The sequence below is a fragment of the Aquabacterium sp. genome (assembly GCF_034003525.1).
Lineage (GTDB): Bacteria > Pseudomonadota > Gammaproteobacteria > Burkholderiales > Burkholderiaceae_C > Aquabacterium.
The window spans coordinates 1-16953 of the sequence record NZ_JAVEYN010000040.1; the positions used below are offsets into that span (position 1 = coordinate 1).

Annotated in this window: 14 protein-coding genes and 4 tRNA genes; all 18 read right to left on the reverse strand. The window is 65.0% G+C overall.

The window, feature by feature from the left end; genetic code table 11:
* Positions 1-123: 123 nt before the first annotated feature.
* Positions 124-199 (reverse strand) — tRNA-Ala (locus tag RBT42_RS15550).
* A 90-nt stretch (positions 200-289) separates the two neighbouring features.
* A tRNA-Asp gene (locus tag RBT42_RS15555) sits at positions 290-366 on the reverse strand.
* A 51-nt stretch (positions 367-417) separates the two neighbouring features.
* Positions 418-493, reverse strand: a tRNA-Glu gene (locus RBT42_RS15560).
* Positions 494-557: 64 nt separating this feature from the next.
* Positions 558-633: transfer RNA gene (locus RBT42_RS15565), tRNA-Ala, on the reverse strand.
* 194 nt (positions 634-827) lie between these two features.
* Positions 828-2231 (reverse strand): glutamate--tRNA ligase, encoded by a 1404-nt coding sequence (gene gltX, locus RBT42_RS15570; protein ID WP_320366765.1) that lies wholly within the window; start codon positions 2229-2231, stop codon positions 828-830.
* Positions 2228-3514, reverse strand: a complete 1287-nt coding sequence (locus RBT42_RS15575; protein ID WP_320366767.1) for an O-succinylhomoserine sulfhydrylase — start codon at positions 3512-3514, stop codon at positions 2228-2230. Before RBT42_RS15575 ends, gltX begins: the two co-directional genes overlap by 4 nt.
* 18 nt (positions 3515-3532) lie before the next feature.
* Complete coding sequence (gene purF / locus RBT42_RS15580) at positions 3533-5062, reverse strand: amidophosphoribosyltransferase (RefSeq protein WP_320366769.1); 1530 nt, start codon at positions 5060-5062, stop codon at positions 3533-3535.
* Between the two features lie 37 nt (positions 5063-5099).
* A complete protein-coding gene (locus RBT42_RS15585) occupies positions 5100-5588 on the reverse strand; it encodes a CvpA family protein (RefSeq protein WP_320366771.1) in 489 nt (162 codons plus the stop codon).
* A 61-nt stretch (positions 5589-5649) separates the two neighbouring features.
* Positions 5650-6456 carry an SPOR domain-containing protein gene (locus RBT42_RS15590; protein ID WP_320366773.1) on the reverse strand — a complete coding sequence of 269 codons (807 nt, stop codon included), beginning with the start codon at positions 6454-6456 and terminating at the stop codon, positions 5650-5652.
* A 48-nt stretch (positions 6457-6504) separates the two neighbouring features.
* A complete protein-coding gene (gene folC / locus RBT42_RS15595) occupies positions 6505-7881 on the reverse strand; it encodes a bifunctional tetrahydrofolate synthase/dihydrofolate synthase (protein ID WP_320366775.1) in 1377 nt (458 codons plus the stop codon).
* A 120-nt stretch (positions 7882-8001) separates the two neighbouring features.
* Positions 8002-8877 (reverse strand): acetyl-CoA carboxylase, carboxyltransferase subunit beta, encoded by an 876-nt coding sequence (gene accD, locus RBT42_RS15600; RefSeq protein WP_320366777.1) that lies wholly within the window; start codon positions 8875-8877, stop codon positions 8002-8004.
* A 2-nt stretch (positions 8878-8879) separates the two neighbouring features.
* Positions 8880-9701 carry a tryptophan synthase subunit alpha gene (trpA, locus tag RBT42_RS15605; protein ID WP_320366791.1) on the reverse strand — a complete coding sequence of 274 codons (822 nt, stop codon included), beginning with the start codon at positions 9699-9701 and terminating at the stop codon, positions 8880-8882.
* A 5-nt stretch (positions 9702-9706) separates the two neighbouring features.
* The gene (trpB, locus tag RBT42_RS15610; RefSeq protein ID WP_320366779.1) at positions 9707-10954 is read right to left on the reverse strand and encodes a tryptophan synthase subunit beta; all 1248 of its coding nucleotides are present in this window, start codon (positions 10952-10954) and stop codon (positions 9707-9709) included.
* A 58-nt stretch (positions 10955-11012) separates the two neighbouring features.
* A complete protein-coding gene (locus tag RBT42_RS15615) occupies positions 11013-11669 on the reverse strand; it encodes a phosphoribosylanthranilate isomerase (RefSeq protein ID WP_320366781.1) in 657 nt (218 codons plus the stop codon).
* A gap of 98 nt (positions 11670-11767) precedes the next feature.
* Positions 11768-12646 (reverse strand): tRNA pseudouridine(38-40) synthase TruA, encoded by an 879-nt coding sequence (gene truA / locus RBT42_RS15620; RefSeq protein WP_320366783.1) that lies wholly within the window; start codon positions 12644-12646, stop codon positions 11768-11770.
* A gap of 6 nt (positions 12647-12652) precedes the next feature.
* Positions 12653-15184, reverse strand: a complete 2532-nt coding sequence (locus RBT42_RS15625; RefSeq protein ID WP_320366785.1) for a FimV/HubP family polar landmark protein — start codon at positions 15182-15184, stop codon at positions 12653-12655.
* A gap of 386 nt (positions 15185-15570) precedes the next feature.
* A complete protein-coding gene (asd, locus tag RBT42_RS15630) occupies positions 15571-16704 on the reverse strand; it encodes an aspartate-semialdehyde dehydrogenase (RefSeq protein ID WP_320366787.1) in 1134 nt (377 codons plus the stop codon).
* A gap of 45 nt (positions 16705-16749) precedes the next feature.
* Positions 16750-16953 (reverse strand): isocitrate/isopropylmalate family dehydrogenase (locus RBT42_RS15635; protein ID WP_320366789.1); only part of this gene is annotated, 204 nt, incomplete at its 5' end.

The following is a 16953-nucleotide window of genomic DNA, read 5'->3' on the forward strand; positions in this document are numbered from 1 at the left end:
GAAAGGGTGGTGTCCTAGGCCTCTAGACGAAGGGGACTCCGTCAAAACAAATTGTCTGCTGATGATTCAACCCGTCGCCGCCTGTCGCCACCATCACGACAGGCACCAACCTGTCGGCATCTTTGGTGGAGGTAAGCGGGATCGAACCGCTGACCTCTTGCATGCCATGCAAGCGCTCTCCCAGCTGAGCTATACCCCCTCATGCTTTCGCATTCAGGGCGCCAGACTGGCACCGAGACTGATCCATCAACTTCACGTTGCTGTGTCACCAGCAACGCTTTCCAAACTTTGGCGGAGTGGACGGGACTCGAACCCGCGACCCCCGGCGTGACAGGCCGGTATTCTAACCAACTGAACTACCACTCCGCAGTGGCTGACGTCTGTGCTTGCTTGCGCAAGCCAAGTGCCGTCAAAACTTGGCGTCCCCTAGGGGATTCGAACCCCTGTAGTCACCGTGAAAGGGTGGTGTCCTAGGCCTCTAGACGAAGGGGACTGAATCCTTCATGCAACCTGATCGACGCTTTACCTGGCAACTTCAGCAACCTGACCACCTGTGATGGTGGAGGTAAGCGGGATCGAACCGCTGACCTCTTGCATGCCATGCAAGCGCTCTCCCAGCTGAGCTATACCCCCGTCAGGATTTGCACCCTTTCGAGCTGCCCGGCTGCTTTGTTGTTTCAAACAAAGCGTCGTTCAAGCGAGACTGAGAGTATATACCGAAAAATTTTCCGACATCAAGCTCTGGCAAAAAACTTCCACGCTGTCGATGTCGCGCGACGGCGTCATGCTGCGACCTGTCCTGGGCGCAGCATGCGCAGCCCGCAGGCTCAGGCGCGGGCCAGGCGCGCCAGCACATCCTCGCGCTCGAACAGGGCCAGCACGGCGTCCACCGACGGGGTTTGCGAACGGCCGCACACCAGCAGGCGCACGGGAATGGCCAGTTGCGGCATCTTCAGGCCGGCTTCCTTCAAGGTGTCCTTGATGGCCTGGCTGATCGCGTCCTTCTCCCAGGCCACGCTCTCCAGACGCTTGGCCAGCGCCTGCACGGCCGGGCGGGTCACCTCGGTCAGCTGGGCTGCCAGCTCTTCTGCCGGGGCGTGAAGGTGCTGCACATACATCGTCAGCCACTCCATCAGCTCCACCGTGGTGGCGCAACGGTCCTTGAACAGCGCGCACAGGGCGGTCAGCTTGTCGCCTGTTTGCAACGCTGCGGGCAGCGTCACGTCATGACGGGCGAACTGCTCGCGCACCAGACCGGCCAGCATCGCGTCGTCGGCCGTCTTCATGTGCTGCTGGGCGACCCAGCGCAGCTTGGCTTCGTCGAACTGGCCGGCGCTCTTGCCCAGGTGGTCCAGGTTGAACCACTCGACCAGTTGCTGACGCGAGAAGATCTCGTCGTCGCCGTGGCTCCAGCCCAGGCGAGCCAGGTAGTTCACGATGGCATCCGACAGGTAGCCTTCGTCGCGGTACTGTGTGACGGCCTTGGCGCCATGGCGCTTGCTCATCTTCTCCCCCTGCTCGTTGAGCACGGTGGGCAAGTGGGCGTACACCGGGGGTTCCTGACCCAGGGCGCGCAGGATGTTGATCTGGCGCGGGGTGTTGTTGACGTGGTCGTCGCCACGGATGACGTGGGTGATGCCCATGTCCATGTCGTCCACCACCACGCAGAAGTTGTAGGTGGGCGTGCCGTCCGGGCGGGCAATCACGAGGTCATCCAACTCGTCGTTGCTGATCTCGATGCGGCCCTTGACCTTGTCGTCCCACACGACCGAGCCGCCCTGCGGGTTCTTGAAGCGCAGCACGGGCTTGACGCCTTCGGGCACGGGCGGCAAGGTCTTGCCGGGCTCAGGCCGCCAGGTGCCGTCGTAACGCGGCTTTTCCTTGTTGGCCATCTGGCGCTCACGCAGGGCGTCGAGCTCAGCGGTGCTCATGTAGCAGGGATAGACCAGGCCCTGATCCAGCATCTGCTGCAGGACCTCTTTGTAGCGGTCCATGCGCTGCATCTGGTAGTACGGGCCCTCGTCGTGGTTCAGGCCCAGCCACTGCATGCCTTCGAGGATGACGTCCACGGCTTCCTGCGACGAACGCTCGACGTCAGTGTCTTCGATGCGCAGGATGAACACACCGTTGTTGGCGCGCGCAAAGGCCCAGGGGTACAGGGCCGAGCGGATGTTGCCCAGGTGGATGAAGCCCGTGGGAGACGGGGCGAAGCGGGTGCGAACTTGGCTCATACGTTCAGGGTGTCCAGACCACGGGCCAGGTCGGCCTTCAGGTCGTCAATGTGTTCAAGGCCCACGGCCACGCGGATCATGCCTTGCGTGATGCCGGCAGCCAGACGCTGGGCTTCGCTCAGGCGGCCGTGCGAGGTGCTGGCGGGGTGGGTGATGAGGGTCTTGGTGTCGCCCAGGTTCGAGGTGATCGAACACAGGCGGGTTTGGTCGATCGCGTGGAACGCAGACTGACGCAGGCGCAGCGAGGCTTCGTCCAGACCCGCGGGACCGGTGACGGTGACAGGCCCGGCCGCAGGCTTGGTGGTGAAGGACACCACCGCCCCGCCGCTGCCGTTTTGCTGTGCCATCGCGAGCGCGTGCTGCGGATGGCTGGGCAGACCCGGGTAGTACACCTTGTCCACGGCCGGCTGCAGCTCCAGCCACTGGGCCAGCTTCAGCGCGTTGGCACTTTGTGCTGCCATGCGGATGGCCAGGGTTTCGAGGCCCTTGAGCACCACCCAAGCGTTGAACGGCGACAGCGACATGCCGGCACCGCGCAGCGTGTTCATCAACGGGCCATTGATGATGGCGTCCGGACCACAGACGGCGCCGGCCAGCACGCGGCCCTGCCCGTCCAGGTACTTGGTCCCCGAGTGCACGATCAGGTCGGCACCCAGCTTGACGGGCTGCTGCAAGGCGGGCGTGCAAAAGCAGTTGTCCACGGCCAGCAAGGCGCCTGCCGCATGGGCAATGTCGGCCAGCGCACGGATGTCGCACACCTCGGTGAGCGGGTTGCTCGGGGTCTCAGCAAACAGCAGCTTGGTGTTGGGCTGCATGGCATCGCGCCACTGCTGCACATCGGTCTGCGACACGAATGTGACCTGCACCCCGAACTTGCCAAACTGGTTCTGCAGCAGCGAGATGGTGGAGCCGAACACGCTTTGCGAGCACACCACATGGTCGCCTGACTTCAGCAGGCCCATCAGCAGCAACAAGATGGCGCTCATGCCACTGGCCGTGGCAATGGCCGCTTCCGTGCCTTCCAGCGCCGCCAGGCGACGCTCGAACATCATCGTGGTCGGGTTGGTGAAGCGCGAGTAAACGAAGGCTTCTTCTTCGTTGGCAAAGCGCGCCGCCGCCGTGGCTGCATCGGGGTGGTTGAAGCTGCTGGTCAGGAACAGCGCTTCGGAGTTCTCACCCCATTGCGTGGCAGGCAGCCCCTCACGCACCGCCAGCGTCTCGATGTGGGCATCGGCGGGCAGGTCCTTGCGGGGCAGTTTCTTGGGGGTATCAGGTGAGCTCATCGACGCACTCCACTCACGTCACTCTTCCTGCTGGCTCTGCAGGGCCAGACGCGAGTTGCCCGCATCGTCCTCACCCTTTTGCGCCATGCGCTGCGAGCGGATGGCCGCGAAGTCTTCGATGCTCACGTCGCCAGTGACATACACCCCGTCGAAACACGACGCTTCAAAGCCCTTGATCGCCGGATTGAGCTGGCCGACCACCTTCTTCATCGCGTCGACATCCTGGTAGATCAGGGCATCGCAGCCAATGATCTGGCGGATCTCTTCCGTCGTGCGGCCATGGGCCACCAGCTCGGCCGACGTGGGCATGTCGATGCCGTACACATTGGGGAAACGCACCGGAGGCGCGGCCGAGGCCAGGTAGACCTTGTTGGCGCCAGCCTCGCGGGCCATCTGCACGATTTCCTTGGAGGTGGTGCCACGCACGATGGAATCGTCCACCAGCAGCACATTGCGGCCCTTGAACTCCATGCCGATGGCGTTGAGCTTCTGGCGCACGGACTTCTTGCGCACGCCTTGGCCCGGCATGATGAAGGTGCGGCCGACGTAGCGGTTCTTGACGAAGCCTTCGCGGTAGGGCTTGCCCAGCTTCTGCGCCAGTTGCATGGCCGACGGACGGCTCGATTCGGGGATGGGGATGACCACGTCGATCTCGTTGGGCGGCATCGTGGAGATGACGCGCTGAGCCAGGGTCTCCCCCATTTCCAGACGAGCCTGGTAGACCGACACGCCGTCGATGACAGAGTCAGGGCGGGCCAGGTAGACGTACTCGAACATGCAGGGGTTGAGCGTGGTGCGCTCGGCGCACTGCTCGGCGTGCACCACACCTTCAAGGTCAATGAACAGGGCCTCGCCCGGCTGCACATCGCGCACAAAGCGGTGGCTGGTGCCTTCCAGGGCCACGGATTCGCTGGCCACCATCACTTCGCGGCCCTCGGGCAGATCGGCCTCGCCGTAGCACATCGGGCGGATGCCATACGGATCGCGGAAGGCGACCAGGCCGTAGCCGGCGATCAGGCAGATCACGGCGTACGAGCCCTTGATGCGCTTGTGCACGGCACGCACGGCCTGGAAGACGGCGGCCGGGGTCAGGGGCAGTTCGCGGCCGGCGAGTTCCAGCTCGTGCGCAAACACGTTGAGCAGCACCTCGGTGTCGCTGTCGGTGTTGAGGTGGCGGCGGTCGATGTCGAACAGCTCATCGCGCAGGGCATGGGCGTTGGTCAGGTTGCCGTTGTGCACCAGCACCAGGCCGAACGGCGCGTTCACGTAGAAGGGCTGAGCCTCTTCCTCGTTGAAGGCGTTGCCGGCGGTCGGGTAGCGCACCTGGCCCAGGCCCACGGTGCCCGGCAGCGCACGCATGTTGCGGGTGCGGAACACATCCTTGACCATGCCACGGGCCTTGTGCATGAAGAACTTGCGACCGTGCGCATCCGGTCCGGCCGTCACAATCCCTGCCGCATCCTGACCGCGGTGCTGCAGCAGCAACAGCGCGTCATAGATCAACTGGTTGACGGGCGCCTTGGAAATCACACCAACGATGCCGCACATGGTTCACCTCTTCCGAAAAAACAAAATTCAAGTCGTATCAAGATTGCGCGGGCAGGAACTCGATCACCTGCTCGGGCAAGACGGGGCGAAGCCCCTCGAACAAAACACCCAGCCACTGAACCCCAGTGGACGCCAGCCAGGGCTCCCACTGCGCCAGAGGGGTCGCGCGCACGATCGTCACGATCACCAGGGCTACCAGCACCCCACGCATCAGGCCAAACATGCCCCCGAAAAACCGATCCGCCCCACCCAGGCCGGATTCCTTGATCACCTGGGTCACCGCCCAGGTCAGCACGGCCCAGCCCAGCCAGGTGGCCACAAACACCACCACCATGCCGGCCGCCGCATTCACCTGCGAACCGGTCGCCCCCACGGGCACCCAGGCACCGGCCTGCGGCCCGAACCACTGCGCCATGAAGTAGGCCACCGCCCACCCCAACAGCGCCATCACTTCCTTGATCAGGCCGCGCCAGATCCCCACCAGGGTGGACAGGCCCAGACCGATCAACAAGATGAGGTCGATCAAGGACCACTCGCCTGACGTCACCGTGTGCACGCTGTCCATTCGGAGCCCGATGTCATGGGATTCACAGCGTCAGCACCGCGCCGCCCAGGCCGGTCTTGCGCACCTTGGCCAACACCTTCTCGGCCTCGGCACGGTCACCGTAGGGACCGAGGCGCACCCGGATGCGTGTGCCCTGCGGCGTCTTGACTTCCTGCGTGTAGGTCTTGAGGCCCAGGCGCTCGACCTTCATGCGGGCCTCGTAAGCCGTGATTCCGTCCGAATACGCGCCCACCTGCACCACAAAACGGGTGCCGTCGGCATCCGCCGCCTTGGCCGGCTTGGCTTCCACCTTGGGTTCGGGCTTAGGTTCTGGCTTGGGAGCCGGTTTCGGCTCCGGCTTGGCTTTGGGTTCGACCTTGGGCTCCACCTTGGCCACAGGCTTGGGTTCAGGCTTTACTTCTGGCTTTACTTCTGGCTTGGGCGCCGGCTTGTCCGGCTGAGGCGCGATGGGGGTAGCCCGCACGGGCGGGACCGTGCTGACGATCTCCTCCACCGCCTCGTCTGGCGCGGTCTGGTCCGCCACAGGCGTCTCGACCGGCACCTCGATCCTGGCCACCTTGCCGGTGGCGCCACTGTCAACGTGCCCCTCGGGCGCATCACCGGTTCGCACCATCTGAATGTCAGGCGACATCGGCCGGGGTTGCGTCTCGAACAACCAGGGAAAGCCGATGATCCCCACGCCCACCAGCACCACCATGCCGATCAGACGGCGGCGAGCCCGCACGCGCGTGGCCTCGACATCGGACGCGGACAAAGGGGGTTGCTCCGCCTCTGACTGAGCCGAGGCGGCCTTGCCACGCAAGCGCTGAAGGAAGGAAGGCAAAGGCATGCTGATGGTTGGACCGGGCTGGAAAAAAGGCGCGCAGACTCGTTCGACTCAGGCCTGCAGGTGCGGCGCGTTGAGCTTGGGCAAGCCTTCGTGCAGCACCCCACCAACGGTGTAGAACGAGCCAAAAACCACAATTCTATCTGTCGGGTCTGCACTCGCCAGGGCCGCGGTCAGCGCCGCCATGGGATCGGCATGGGTGCTCACGGTGGCCTTCGGGGCGGTGGCCAGCGGACGGGCCGCAATGTCCGCCTCGATCACCTGCTGCAGCTGGGCTGCCGTCGCCCCCCGATCGGTGGGCAGGTCACAGCAATACCAGGCGTCCACCAAGGGGCGCAGACGGGTGACCATGCCGCTCAGATCCTTGTCGGCCATCGCCCCCCACACCACATGGGTGCGCGGGAAAAAGCCCATCTGGTCGAGGTTAGCCGCCAGGGTCGCGGCCGCGTGCGGGTTGTGCGCCACGTCCAGGATCAAGGTTGGCTGGCCCGGAATGATCTGGAAGCGTCCCGGCAACTCCACCGTGGCCAGCCCCGTGCGCACGGCCTGCGCCGACACGGGCAAGCGGTTGCGCACTGCCTCCAGGGCCGCCAACACGCCCGAGGCGTTGAGCAACTGATTTGCCCCCCGCAGCGCCGGGTAGGCCATGCTGTTGAAGCGCTTGCCGCGCCCGCCCCAGGACCACTGCTGGCGGTCACCCGCATAGTTGTGGTCACGGCCAAACAGCCACAGGTCGGCGCCCAGTTGCTGGGCATGATCGATGACGCTCTGTGGCGGCTGGGGGTCAGACACCACCGCCGGACGCCCGGCCCGCATGATGCCGGCCTTCTCGCGGCCGATGGCCTCGCGGTCCGGCCCCAGGTAGTCCATGTGATCCAGATCGATGCTGGTGATGATGGCGCAGTCGGTGTCGATGACATTGACCGCATCCAAGCGCCCGCCCAGCCCCACCTCCAGGATCACCGCATCCAGTTCGCTCGACGCCAACAGGCGCAAGATGGCCAGAGTGGTGAACTCGAAATAGCTCAGCGAGATGTCCCCGCGGGCAGCCTCGATGGCGGCGAAATGGGGCACCAGCGCATCGGCCGTGACCAGTTCACCCATGATGCGGCAACGCTCTTCAAAATGCACCAGATGGGGCGAACCATACACCCCCACCCGGAACCCGGCCTTGAGCAGGATGCCTTCGAGCATGGCGCAGGTCGAGCCCTTGCCATTGGTGCCTGCGACCGTGAACACCACTGGCGCGGTGCGCTCGTCGTCCTCCTGCCCCAGGGGGGTGCCCAGCACCACGCCCGCACGGCGCCAGACCTCGGCCACGCGATCGAGCGTCAGGTCAATGCCGATGGGATGCAGGCGCTCACAGTGGGCCAACCAGTCATCCAGGGTGCGGAGAGCGGACGGGGCATCAGGCAGGTTCGCGGTCATGGGGCGCTCGGCTCATTGGGCTCATTCGGAAACAAAACGGGCTGCCTTCACCGCAGCCCGCCTGTCAGACCCGGGCGCCCACAGGGCACGTCCGGGTTGGGAAACATCAACACATGCAAGTCATGCGGACACGGCATCGGTCGGCAGACGCTGGAGCATCGCCAGCTGACGGGCAATGTTCGCCCGCAACTCACGGCGGTCCACGATCATGTCGACGGCGCCCTTCTGCATCAGGAACTCGGCGCGCTGGAAGCCTTCAGGCAGCTTCTCGCGCACGGTGTTCTCGATCACGCGCGGGCCGGCAAAGCCGATCAGGGCCTTGGGCTCGGCGATCACGATGTCGCCGACAAAGGCGAACGATGCCGACACACCACCCATGGTCGGGTCGGTCAGCACGCTGATGTAGGGCAGTTTGGCCTTGGCCAGACGGGTCAGTGCAGCGTTGGTCTTGGCCATCTGCATCAGGCTCAAGAGGCCCTCCTGCATACGGGCGCCACCGGTGGCCGTGAAGGACACGAAGGGCACCTTCTGGTCCACGGCCGCTTCCACGCCCCGCACGAAACGCTCACCCACCACGGAGCCCATCGAGCCGCCCATGAAGTCGAACTCGAAGCAGGCCGCGATCAGCGGCACGCTGTGCACCGAGCCGCCCATCACGATCAGCGCATCGGTCTCGCCGGTGGCTTCCATGCCCTGCTTCAGGCGCTCGGGGTACTTGCGGCTGTCCTTGAACTTCAAGGCGTCGATCGGCAGCACTTCCTGGCCCAGCTCGTAGCGGCCTTCGGCATCCAGGAAGGCATCGAGGCGAGCGCGAGCACCAATGCGGTGGTGGTGGCCGCACTTGGGGCACACGTTCACATTGGCTTCGAGGTCGTTCTTGTACAGCACCGTCTCGCAAGACGGGCACTTGATCCACAAGCCTTCCGGCACCGAGCGTCGCTCGGACGGGTCGGTCGGGTTGATCTTGGGGGGCAACAGTTTTTCAAGCCAGCTCATGCTCAGGCTCCTTTCAGGGAATCGAGGGCCGCACGGATCTCGGCAATGAAATCGCGTCCGGCAGCCACCACGGTGTCGGGCGTTTGCGCTTCCAGCAACTGCACGATGCGCGAGCCGATCACCACGGCGTCAGACACAGCGGCCACCGCCTTGGCGGTCTCTGCGTCACGGATACCAAAACCCACACCCACGGGCACGTTCACGTGTGCCTTGATGCGGGGCACCATGTCGGCCACGGCGGCCGTGTCCAGGTGTCCGGCACCGGTCACGCCCTTGAGCGACACGTAATACACATAGCCCGCCGCGATGCGACCGACGGCCGCCATGCGCTCCTCGGTCGAGGTCGGGGCCAGCAGGAAAATGGGGGCCAGGTCGGCGGCCTTCATCTGGGCAGCGAAAGCTTCACACTCTTCGGGCGGGTAGTCCACCACCAGCACGCCATCCACCCCCGAGGCCTTGGCATCGCGCACAAAGCCACCGGCACCATGGTGCTGGTCGTAGGCTTCAATGGGATTGGCATAGCCCATCAACACCACCGGCGTGGTGGCATTGCGTGCGCGGAAAGCCTTCACATCGGCCAGCACATGGGTCAGCGAGATGCCCTTGGTCAGGGCGCGCTCAGCCGCACGCTGGATCACCGGGCCATCGGCCATCGGGTCAGAGAACGGCACACCCAGCTCGATCACGTCGGCGCCGGCCTCGGCCATCGCCAGCATCAGCTCGACGTTCTTCTCCGGGTAGGGGTCGCCACAGGTGATGAAGGGGATCAGGGCCTTGCGGCCTTGCGCCTTCAGATCGGCAAAGGTCTGGTCCAGACGGGTCATGGTGCTCATGCCTGACCTCCCTTGACGGACTGACCGCGGCACGAGGGCCGGCAATAGAACTCGGCGCCAGTCAGGTCGGCCACGGTGCCGATGTCCTTGTCGCCACGACCCGACAGGTTGACCAGAATGTGCTGGTCCGGGCGCATGGTGGCAGCCAGCTTCATGGCGTGGGCCACGGCATGGCTGGACTCCAGCGCGGGGATGATGCCTTCGGTGCGGCACAGACGGTGGAAGGCCTCGAGCGCCTCCTTGTCGGTGATGCCCACATACTCGGCCCGGCCGATGTCCTTGAGGTAGGCATGCTCGGGGCCGACGCCGGGGTAGTCCAGGCCTGCCGAGATCGAGTGCGTCTCGGTGATCTGGCCGTTCTCGTCTTGCAGCAGGTAGGTGCGGTTGCCGTGCAGCACGCCGGGCACGCCCATTTGCAGCGACATGGAGTGCTTGCCGCTGGCCGCGCCCTCCCCCGCCGCTTCCACACCGATCAAGCGTACCTGCTCATGCGGGATGTAGGGGTAGAAAATGCCCATGGCATTGCTGCCGCCGCCCACACAGGCGACCACGGCGTCGGGCTGGCGACCAATGGCCAGCGGCATCTGCTGCAGACACTCTTCGCCAATGACGGACTGGAAGTCGCGCACCATGGCCGGATACGGGTGCGGCCCCGCCACCGTGCCGATGATGTAGAAGGTGTTCTCGACGTTGGTGACCCAGTCGCGCATCGCTTCATTGAGCGCGTCTTTCAGGGTCTTGCTGCCGGACTCGACCGGCACCACCTTGGCACCCAGCAGGTGCATGCGGTAGACGTTGGGAGACTGACGCTTGACGTCTTCCGCGCCCATGTAGACCACGCACTCCATGCCGTAGCGGGCGCAGATGGTGGCTGTGGCCACACCGTGTTGACCGGCACCGGTCTCGGCGATGACGCGGGGCTTGCCCATGCGCTTGGCCAACAAGGCCTGGCCGATGGTGTTGTTGATCTTGTGCGCGCCCGTGTGGTTGAGGTCTTCGCGCTTGAGGTGGATCTGCGCCCCCCCCAGTTCACGGCTCAGTCGATCGGCGTGATAGATGGGGCTGGGACGGCCCACGAAATTGGCCAGCTCGCGGCGAAACTCGGCCTTGAAGGCCTCGTCATGGCGATAGTGCTCGTACACATCCTTGAGCTCGTTGAGCGCGTGGATCAGTGTCTCGGACACAAAGGTGCCGCCATAGGGGCCGAAGTGGCCGTGGGCGTCGGGCTGTTGATAATTCAGCATGTCACTCTCAAAGAACTCACCATGCGGAAAACCTGAGTCGCCCCAGGCCTCTCCGCGCTCATGCGGCTTCGGCACATGACCGATCGGCCTCCCGCACGGCCTGACAGAACTGGCGCATCAGCCCGGCATCCTTGAGGCCCTTGCCGACCTCGACACCGGAGCTGACATCCACGGCCCACGGCCGCACCGCCCTCACCCCATCCGCCACATTGCCCGGGTGCAAACCACCCGAAAGGATCATAGGCCGGGAGAGCTGACGCGGCAGCAAGGACCAATCAAACACCTGCCCGCCCCCACCATAGCCCTCGACATGGGCATCGACCAACATGGCCTGGGCGGAAGCGAACGACAGGGTGAAGTCTAACAAATCGAATCCGGGCGCCATGCGCGCCGCGCGGACATAGGGCCGTCCCACCGCTTCACACTGGGCGGGCGTCTCATCACCGTGGAACTGCAGCAAAGCATGGGGCACGGCATCGAGGGCTGCTTGCACCAGCGCAGGCGACGCATTCACCAGCAAGACCACCGGCGTCACAAAGGGTGGCAGGCGACGGGCCAGCACCCCTGCGCGCACGGCATCCACATGGCGGGGGCTTTTCTCATAAAGCACCAGGCCGATGGCATCGGCACCGGCCTCCACGGCGGCGTCAACGTCGGCCTCACGGGTCAAGCCACAGATCTTGATGCGCGTGCGGTGGGCAGGAGAAGGAGACATCCAGAAAGCATGGGCCTGTCACGACCCGCTGGCTTCGAAGTCTGGATTGTCGCAAAAAAGCGTTCTGCCGCCCAGCCCTTGTCCGTAAAACCGGGCTGTCAGGCCGGCAACCAGTCCATGGCTGGCACGTGTTCCGGCAAGTTCCACTCGGGATCGTAGCGAGGGCCCATGAAATACAGGCCGTCGGCCGAGAAGGTCGGGGCGGCCACCTTGCGGTCACGCGCCTCTCGCACCACCCGAACCCAGTCCGGCGACTGCACGCCCGCGCCCACCATGATCAGGCAGCCCATGATGTTGCGGATCATGTGGTGCAGGAAGGCCTGCCCTTCGAAGTCAAAGCGCCAGTACGCCGTGGTCCGCCCCGGCACCGCACAGCGGCGAATCTGGATGTCGCGCAGGTGCTTGACGGGCGTGGGCGACTGACACATCGACGAGCGAAACGAGCTGAAATCGTGCTCGCCGACCAGGTGGGCCGCCGCCGCCTGCATGGCCGGCAGGTCCAGCGGACGGAACACCCAGCCTACCCGCCCTGACTCGAGCGCCGGGCGCACCGGCGCCTCCAGCACGATGTAGGTGTACCGGCGCCCTCGGGCGCTGTTGCGGGCGTGGAACTCCGGGGTGACCTCGACCGCCCACTGCACCGACACATCCGGCGGCAAGAAGGTGTTGGTGCCACGCACCCACGAGAAAGGCTCGCGAGACAAATCGGTGTCAAGGTGCACGACCTGGTTGATGCCATGCACGCCCGCGTCGGTGCGGCCTGCGCACATCACCTTGATGGGGCGCACGGCGAACTTTGAGAGCGCCGCCTCTAGCACATCCTGCACCGTGCCACCGCCAGGCTGGCTTTGCCATCCCTTGTAAGCGGAGCCGAGGTAAGAAACGCCAAGGGCGACCCGGCGGGTCGCCCCTGTCAGCTCAGGGCTGTCAACGGCAGGCAGTGCGTGGGCACCACCCGCCGGGGTCACATCAGGCATTGCGCATCAACCCAAACTGTCCAGCATGGCTTGCGCGCGGCTCTTCAGGCTGCCATCTTGCGCGTTGTCGACGACTTCCTGCAGCAACTCGCGGGCACCGTCCACGTCACCGATCTGACGGAACTCCTGCGCCAGGTCGAACTTGCGGGCCATCGGATCGGCGCTCAGCGGCAGGTCGGCCAAAGGCAGCTGGTCCAGCTCCTCCTCGGTGACCACATTGGACTTGGCCGGCGCCGGCGCATCCAGATCCAGGGTGATGTCACCCAGATCGAACGGCATGCTGCCCGACGGGGTCGGCTCGCTCACCGGCGCCGCGGCAGGCGCAGCAGCAACAGCGGGGACCTGGGGCAGATCGTCGATCGACAGGTCGAAGTCGATGTCACCCTGGTTGGCCGGTGCGGCCGCCGGAGCGATCTCGCCACTTGGCAAGGAGTCCAGATCCGGCAATTCCAGATCGGCCAGATGCTCGCCGTTGTGAACCTGAGGCGAGACCGAGTCCGTCACGCCATCCTGGTGCGAATCGCGACCGTTGGCATCGAGATCCAGGTCCACTAACGCATCGGCAGGAGCAGGCTCAGCGTCCGCCACGCCCGGGGCGATCGAGTGCGGCACTGTGCTGGCGCCCAGGAAATCAGGCGCAGCGGCTTCGGCCGCGGTGCTGCCAGGCTGGCCGCCGGGCTGATACAGCGGATTCTCCGGGTCGATGCTCAAACCCAGTTCCTGCGTCTTGAGCCACTCTTCACCCGCGCCATTCGTCAGAGCGAACAACTGCGTGGCCAGTGACTCGTAGCCCTTGGTGTCACGGCGTTTGGCATACACCTCCAGCAGCTTCACGCGCACCGCCAGGCGATCGGGCGTGCTGCGCAGGGCTTCCTTGAGGATTTCCTCGGCCTGCAGGTCACGGCCGTAGGCCAAGTACACATCGGCCTCGGCCACGGGATCGACGTCACCGATGGCGTCGAGCTGGCTGAGCGAGTAGCTCATGGACGACGGACCGGCCGTGGCATCGCGGGTGTCCACGCGCTGACCACCACTGGCACCAAAGAAGGAGTCCGGCTGCAGACGGCTTTCGAGGAAGGAGGTCTCACCCGTGTCCGCGCGACGGCGCGAACGCAGGAACATCGCGGCACCGGCCAACAGGGCCAGACCGGCCCCACCCGCTGCCAACCACATCGGGTTGAGCGAAGCCAGGAAGCCAGGCTCGTCCTGGGCCACGACCGGCGGCACCGGCGCCACATCAGGCTTCGAAGCCACAGCCACTGGTGCCATGACTTCCGACGCGGTTTCGGCCACCGAGGCTGCCTCGGACGCGGCGCTGGCCACGAGTTCGGCGGCACTGGCCGCCAACTCGGTCGCGCTGGCAGCGGCCGACGCCACCGAAGCGGCCTGTGCGGCTTGCGAAGCGACGGCCGGCAGAACGGGTGCGACAGCCGGCTGGCTCGCCGCGGCGACGGTGGCAGCTTGCTCCTTGAGCTTGCGCAACTCGTCGAGGTTCTTGGACAACTCGGCCACACGGGTGCTGGTGTCCTGCGTGGCGCGCGCCTTGGCCAAGCGGTCTTCGGCCGCCGAAGCTGCGGAGCTCACCGAACCCTTGCTCAGGGTCAGCTTGTCGGGCGTGGGGGCGGCAGCCTGCTTGCGGTCTTGCACCTCGGCCTCGACCTTGCCCTTGGCCTGACGCTGGGTTTGCGTCGTGGCCTCGACGCCCACGGCACCGGCCAGGCGCTGGCGATAGGTGGCGAAATCTGCGCTCTGGGCCACGATGAACTGGCGGGCCTCGCTCGGCGACACCGCCTTCAACTGTTGCTCGGAGGGCAAGGTCAGCACCGCGCCGGAGCGCAGGCGGTTCATGTTGTCACCCTGGAAGGCGCCCGGGTTCTGGCGGTACAAACCCACCAGCATCTGGTCAAGGGAAACCCCCGTGGGCAGATTCCGGCTGGCAATGCTCGAGAGCGTGTCACCCCGACGCACCGCCACCGACTCCTTCTCGGTGGACGACTTGGCCACTGGCGCAGGACGCGGCGCAGCCGGCGTCGACTTGGCCGCTGGCGCCTGTGCATCAGACGGAGGCACCGCGGCGGGACGAGAGGGCTTGAGCGCGGGCGAGGTCGCCACAGCGGTCGATGCGGGCGGCACGCTCACCACCGGTGCGGCAGGCTGGGCCACCGCGCGCATGGACGGGGGATCGAACAGGAGCGTGTACTCGCGCACCAGGCGACCGGCCGACCAGCCGAGATCCAGGATCACGTCGACAAAAGGCTCTTGAACGGGGCGATCGCTGGAAATGCGCAGATAGGGCCGACCGTCGGCCCGACGCTGCAGCACGATGTTCGCACCCGACAGCACCGAGTTGTAATCAACACCTGCGGCGCGATAGGTTTCGGGCGACGCCACGCGAACCTGGAGGGTCGAACTCTCCTCCGGATTGATGCTGCTGATATCGATTTCGGCGCGCAGTGGTTCACCCAAGGCCGATTTGACGCTCAGCTTGCCGAGGCCAAGGGCCGAAGCAGAGATGGGCAAGGCAGACAGAACTGCCACAGCGGCTGCAACTGCAACCCGATTCAGGGCGAAACGCCCCACGGACAACGAATGATCTTTCAAGGCGTCTCCCAACTCGTCACGCGGCGGTCTGGTGACCTCGGAGGCATCCGGACCTGAACAAGGTCCCAAGATACATCACACCTGCGGACTGTACGCAGCGAAAACACAATAGCAGCATGCACATATCGTGACAAGCTCATGCAAATACTGATCGCGCTGTATGTCACAGGGTTACCCAGATACCCGGGCAAATTTCATCGGCCAAATTGTCGCCGGGTCACAACAGGGTTTTCGCCCCGCCTTGTGAGCAAACGTTTCAAAAACCGAGAAAGCCCATGAAAAACGGGGCCCGCAGGCCCCGTGTGATCTCGATGCGACAGTGATCAGCGGTCGAGCAGGATGCGCAGCATGCGGCGCAGCGGCTCGGCAGCGCCCCACAGCAACTGGTCACCGATGGTGAAGGCGCCGACATACTCGGGACCCATGGCCAGCTTGCGAATGCGGCCCACAGGAATATTGAGGGTGCCGGTGACGGCCACGGGCGTCAGGTCCTTGATCGTGGCCTCACGGGTGTTGGGCACGACCTTGGCCCAAGGATTGTCGGCGGCGATCATGGCCTCGATCTCCTCGACCGGCACGTCCTTCTTGAGCTTGAAGGTCAGGGCCTGGCTGTGGCAGCGCATGGCGCCGATGCGCACGCAGAAGCCATCCACCGGCACAGCGGGCGAACCAAAGCCCTCGCCTTGGCCCAGGATCTTGTTGGTCTCGGCCATGCCCTTCCACTCTTCCTTGGACTGACCATTGCCCAGGTCCTTGTCGATCCAGGGAATGAGCGAGCCGCCCAGGGGGGCGCCGAAGTTGGCTGTCTCGGCCGCGGTCAGGGCGCGCTGCTTGGTGATGATCTTGCGATCGATCTCCAGGATGGCGCTCTTGGGGTCGTCCAGCAAGGCCTTGACCTCGGCGTTCAGCGTGCCGAACTGGGTCAGCAGTTCACGCATGTGCTGGGCACCACCGCCCGAAGCAGCCTGGTAGGTCTGGGTGGACATCCACTCCACCAGGCCGGCCTTGTACAGGGCGCCCACGCCGATCAGCATGCAGCTGACGGTGCAGTTGCCGCCAACCCAGTTTTTGCCGCCCTTGGCCAGGCTGTTCTGGATCACAGGCATGTTGACCGGGTCGAGCACGATGACGGCGTCGTCCTGCATGCGCAGCGTGGACGCGGCGTCGACCCAGTGACCATTCCAGCCCGTGGCGCGCAGCTTGCCGAACACCTCTGTGGTGTAGTCGCCGCCTTGCGCGGTGACGATGATGTCGCAGCGCTTGAGTTCGTTGATGTCGTACGCGTCCTTGAGCGTCTTCTCGTTCTTGGCCATCGACGGTGCAGCACCGCCGGCGTTCGAAGTCGAGAAGAACAGGGGCTCGAAGTGATCGAAGTCACCTTCGGCCTGCATGCGGTCCATCAGGACGGAGCCGACCATGCCGCGCCAGCCCACCAAACCAACCAGAGTCGTAGCCATGTTTCTATCCTCTTATTACTGAATCTGTGACGAGCGGCGCGAGGCTCAACCTTGCGCCTTGAGCGCCGCGACCACGGCCTCACCCATCTGGGCCGTGCCGACCTTCTTCGTGCCTTCGCTGAAGATGTCGGGGGTGCGCAACCCTTGCTCCAGCACGCTCTGCACGGCGCGCTCGATACGGCTGGCGGCTTCTTCTTGGTTCAGGCTGAAGCGCAGCATCATGGCGGCGCTCAGGATGGTGGCCAGGGG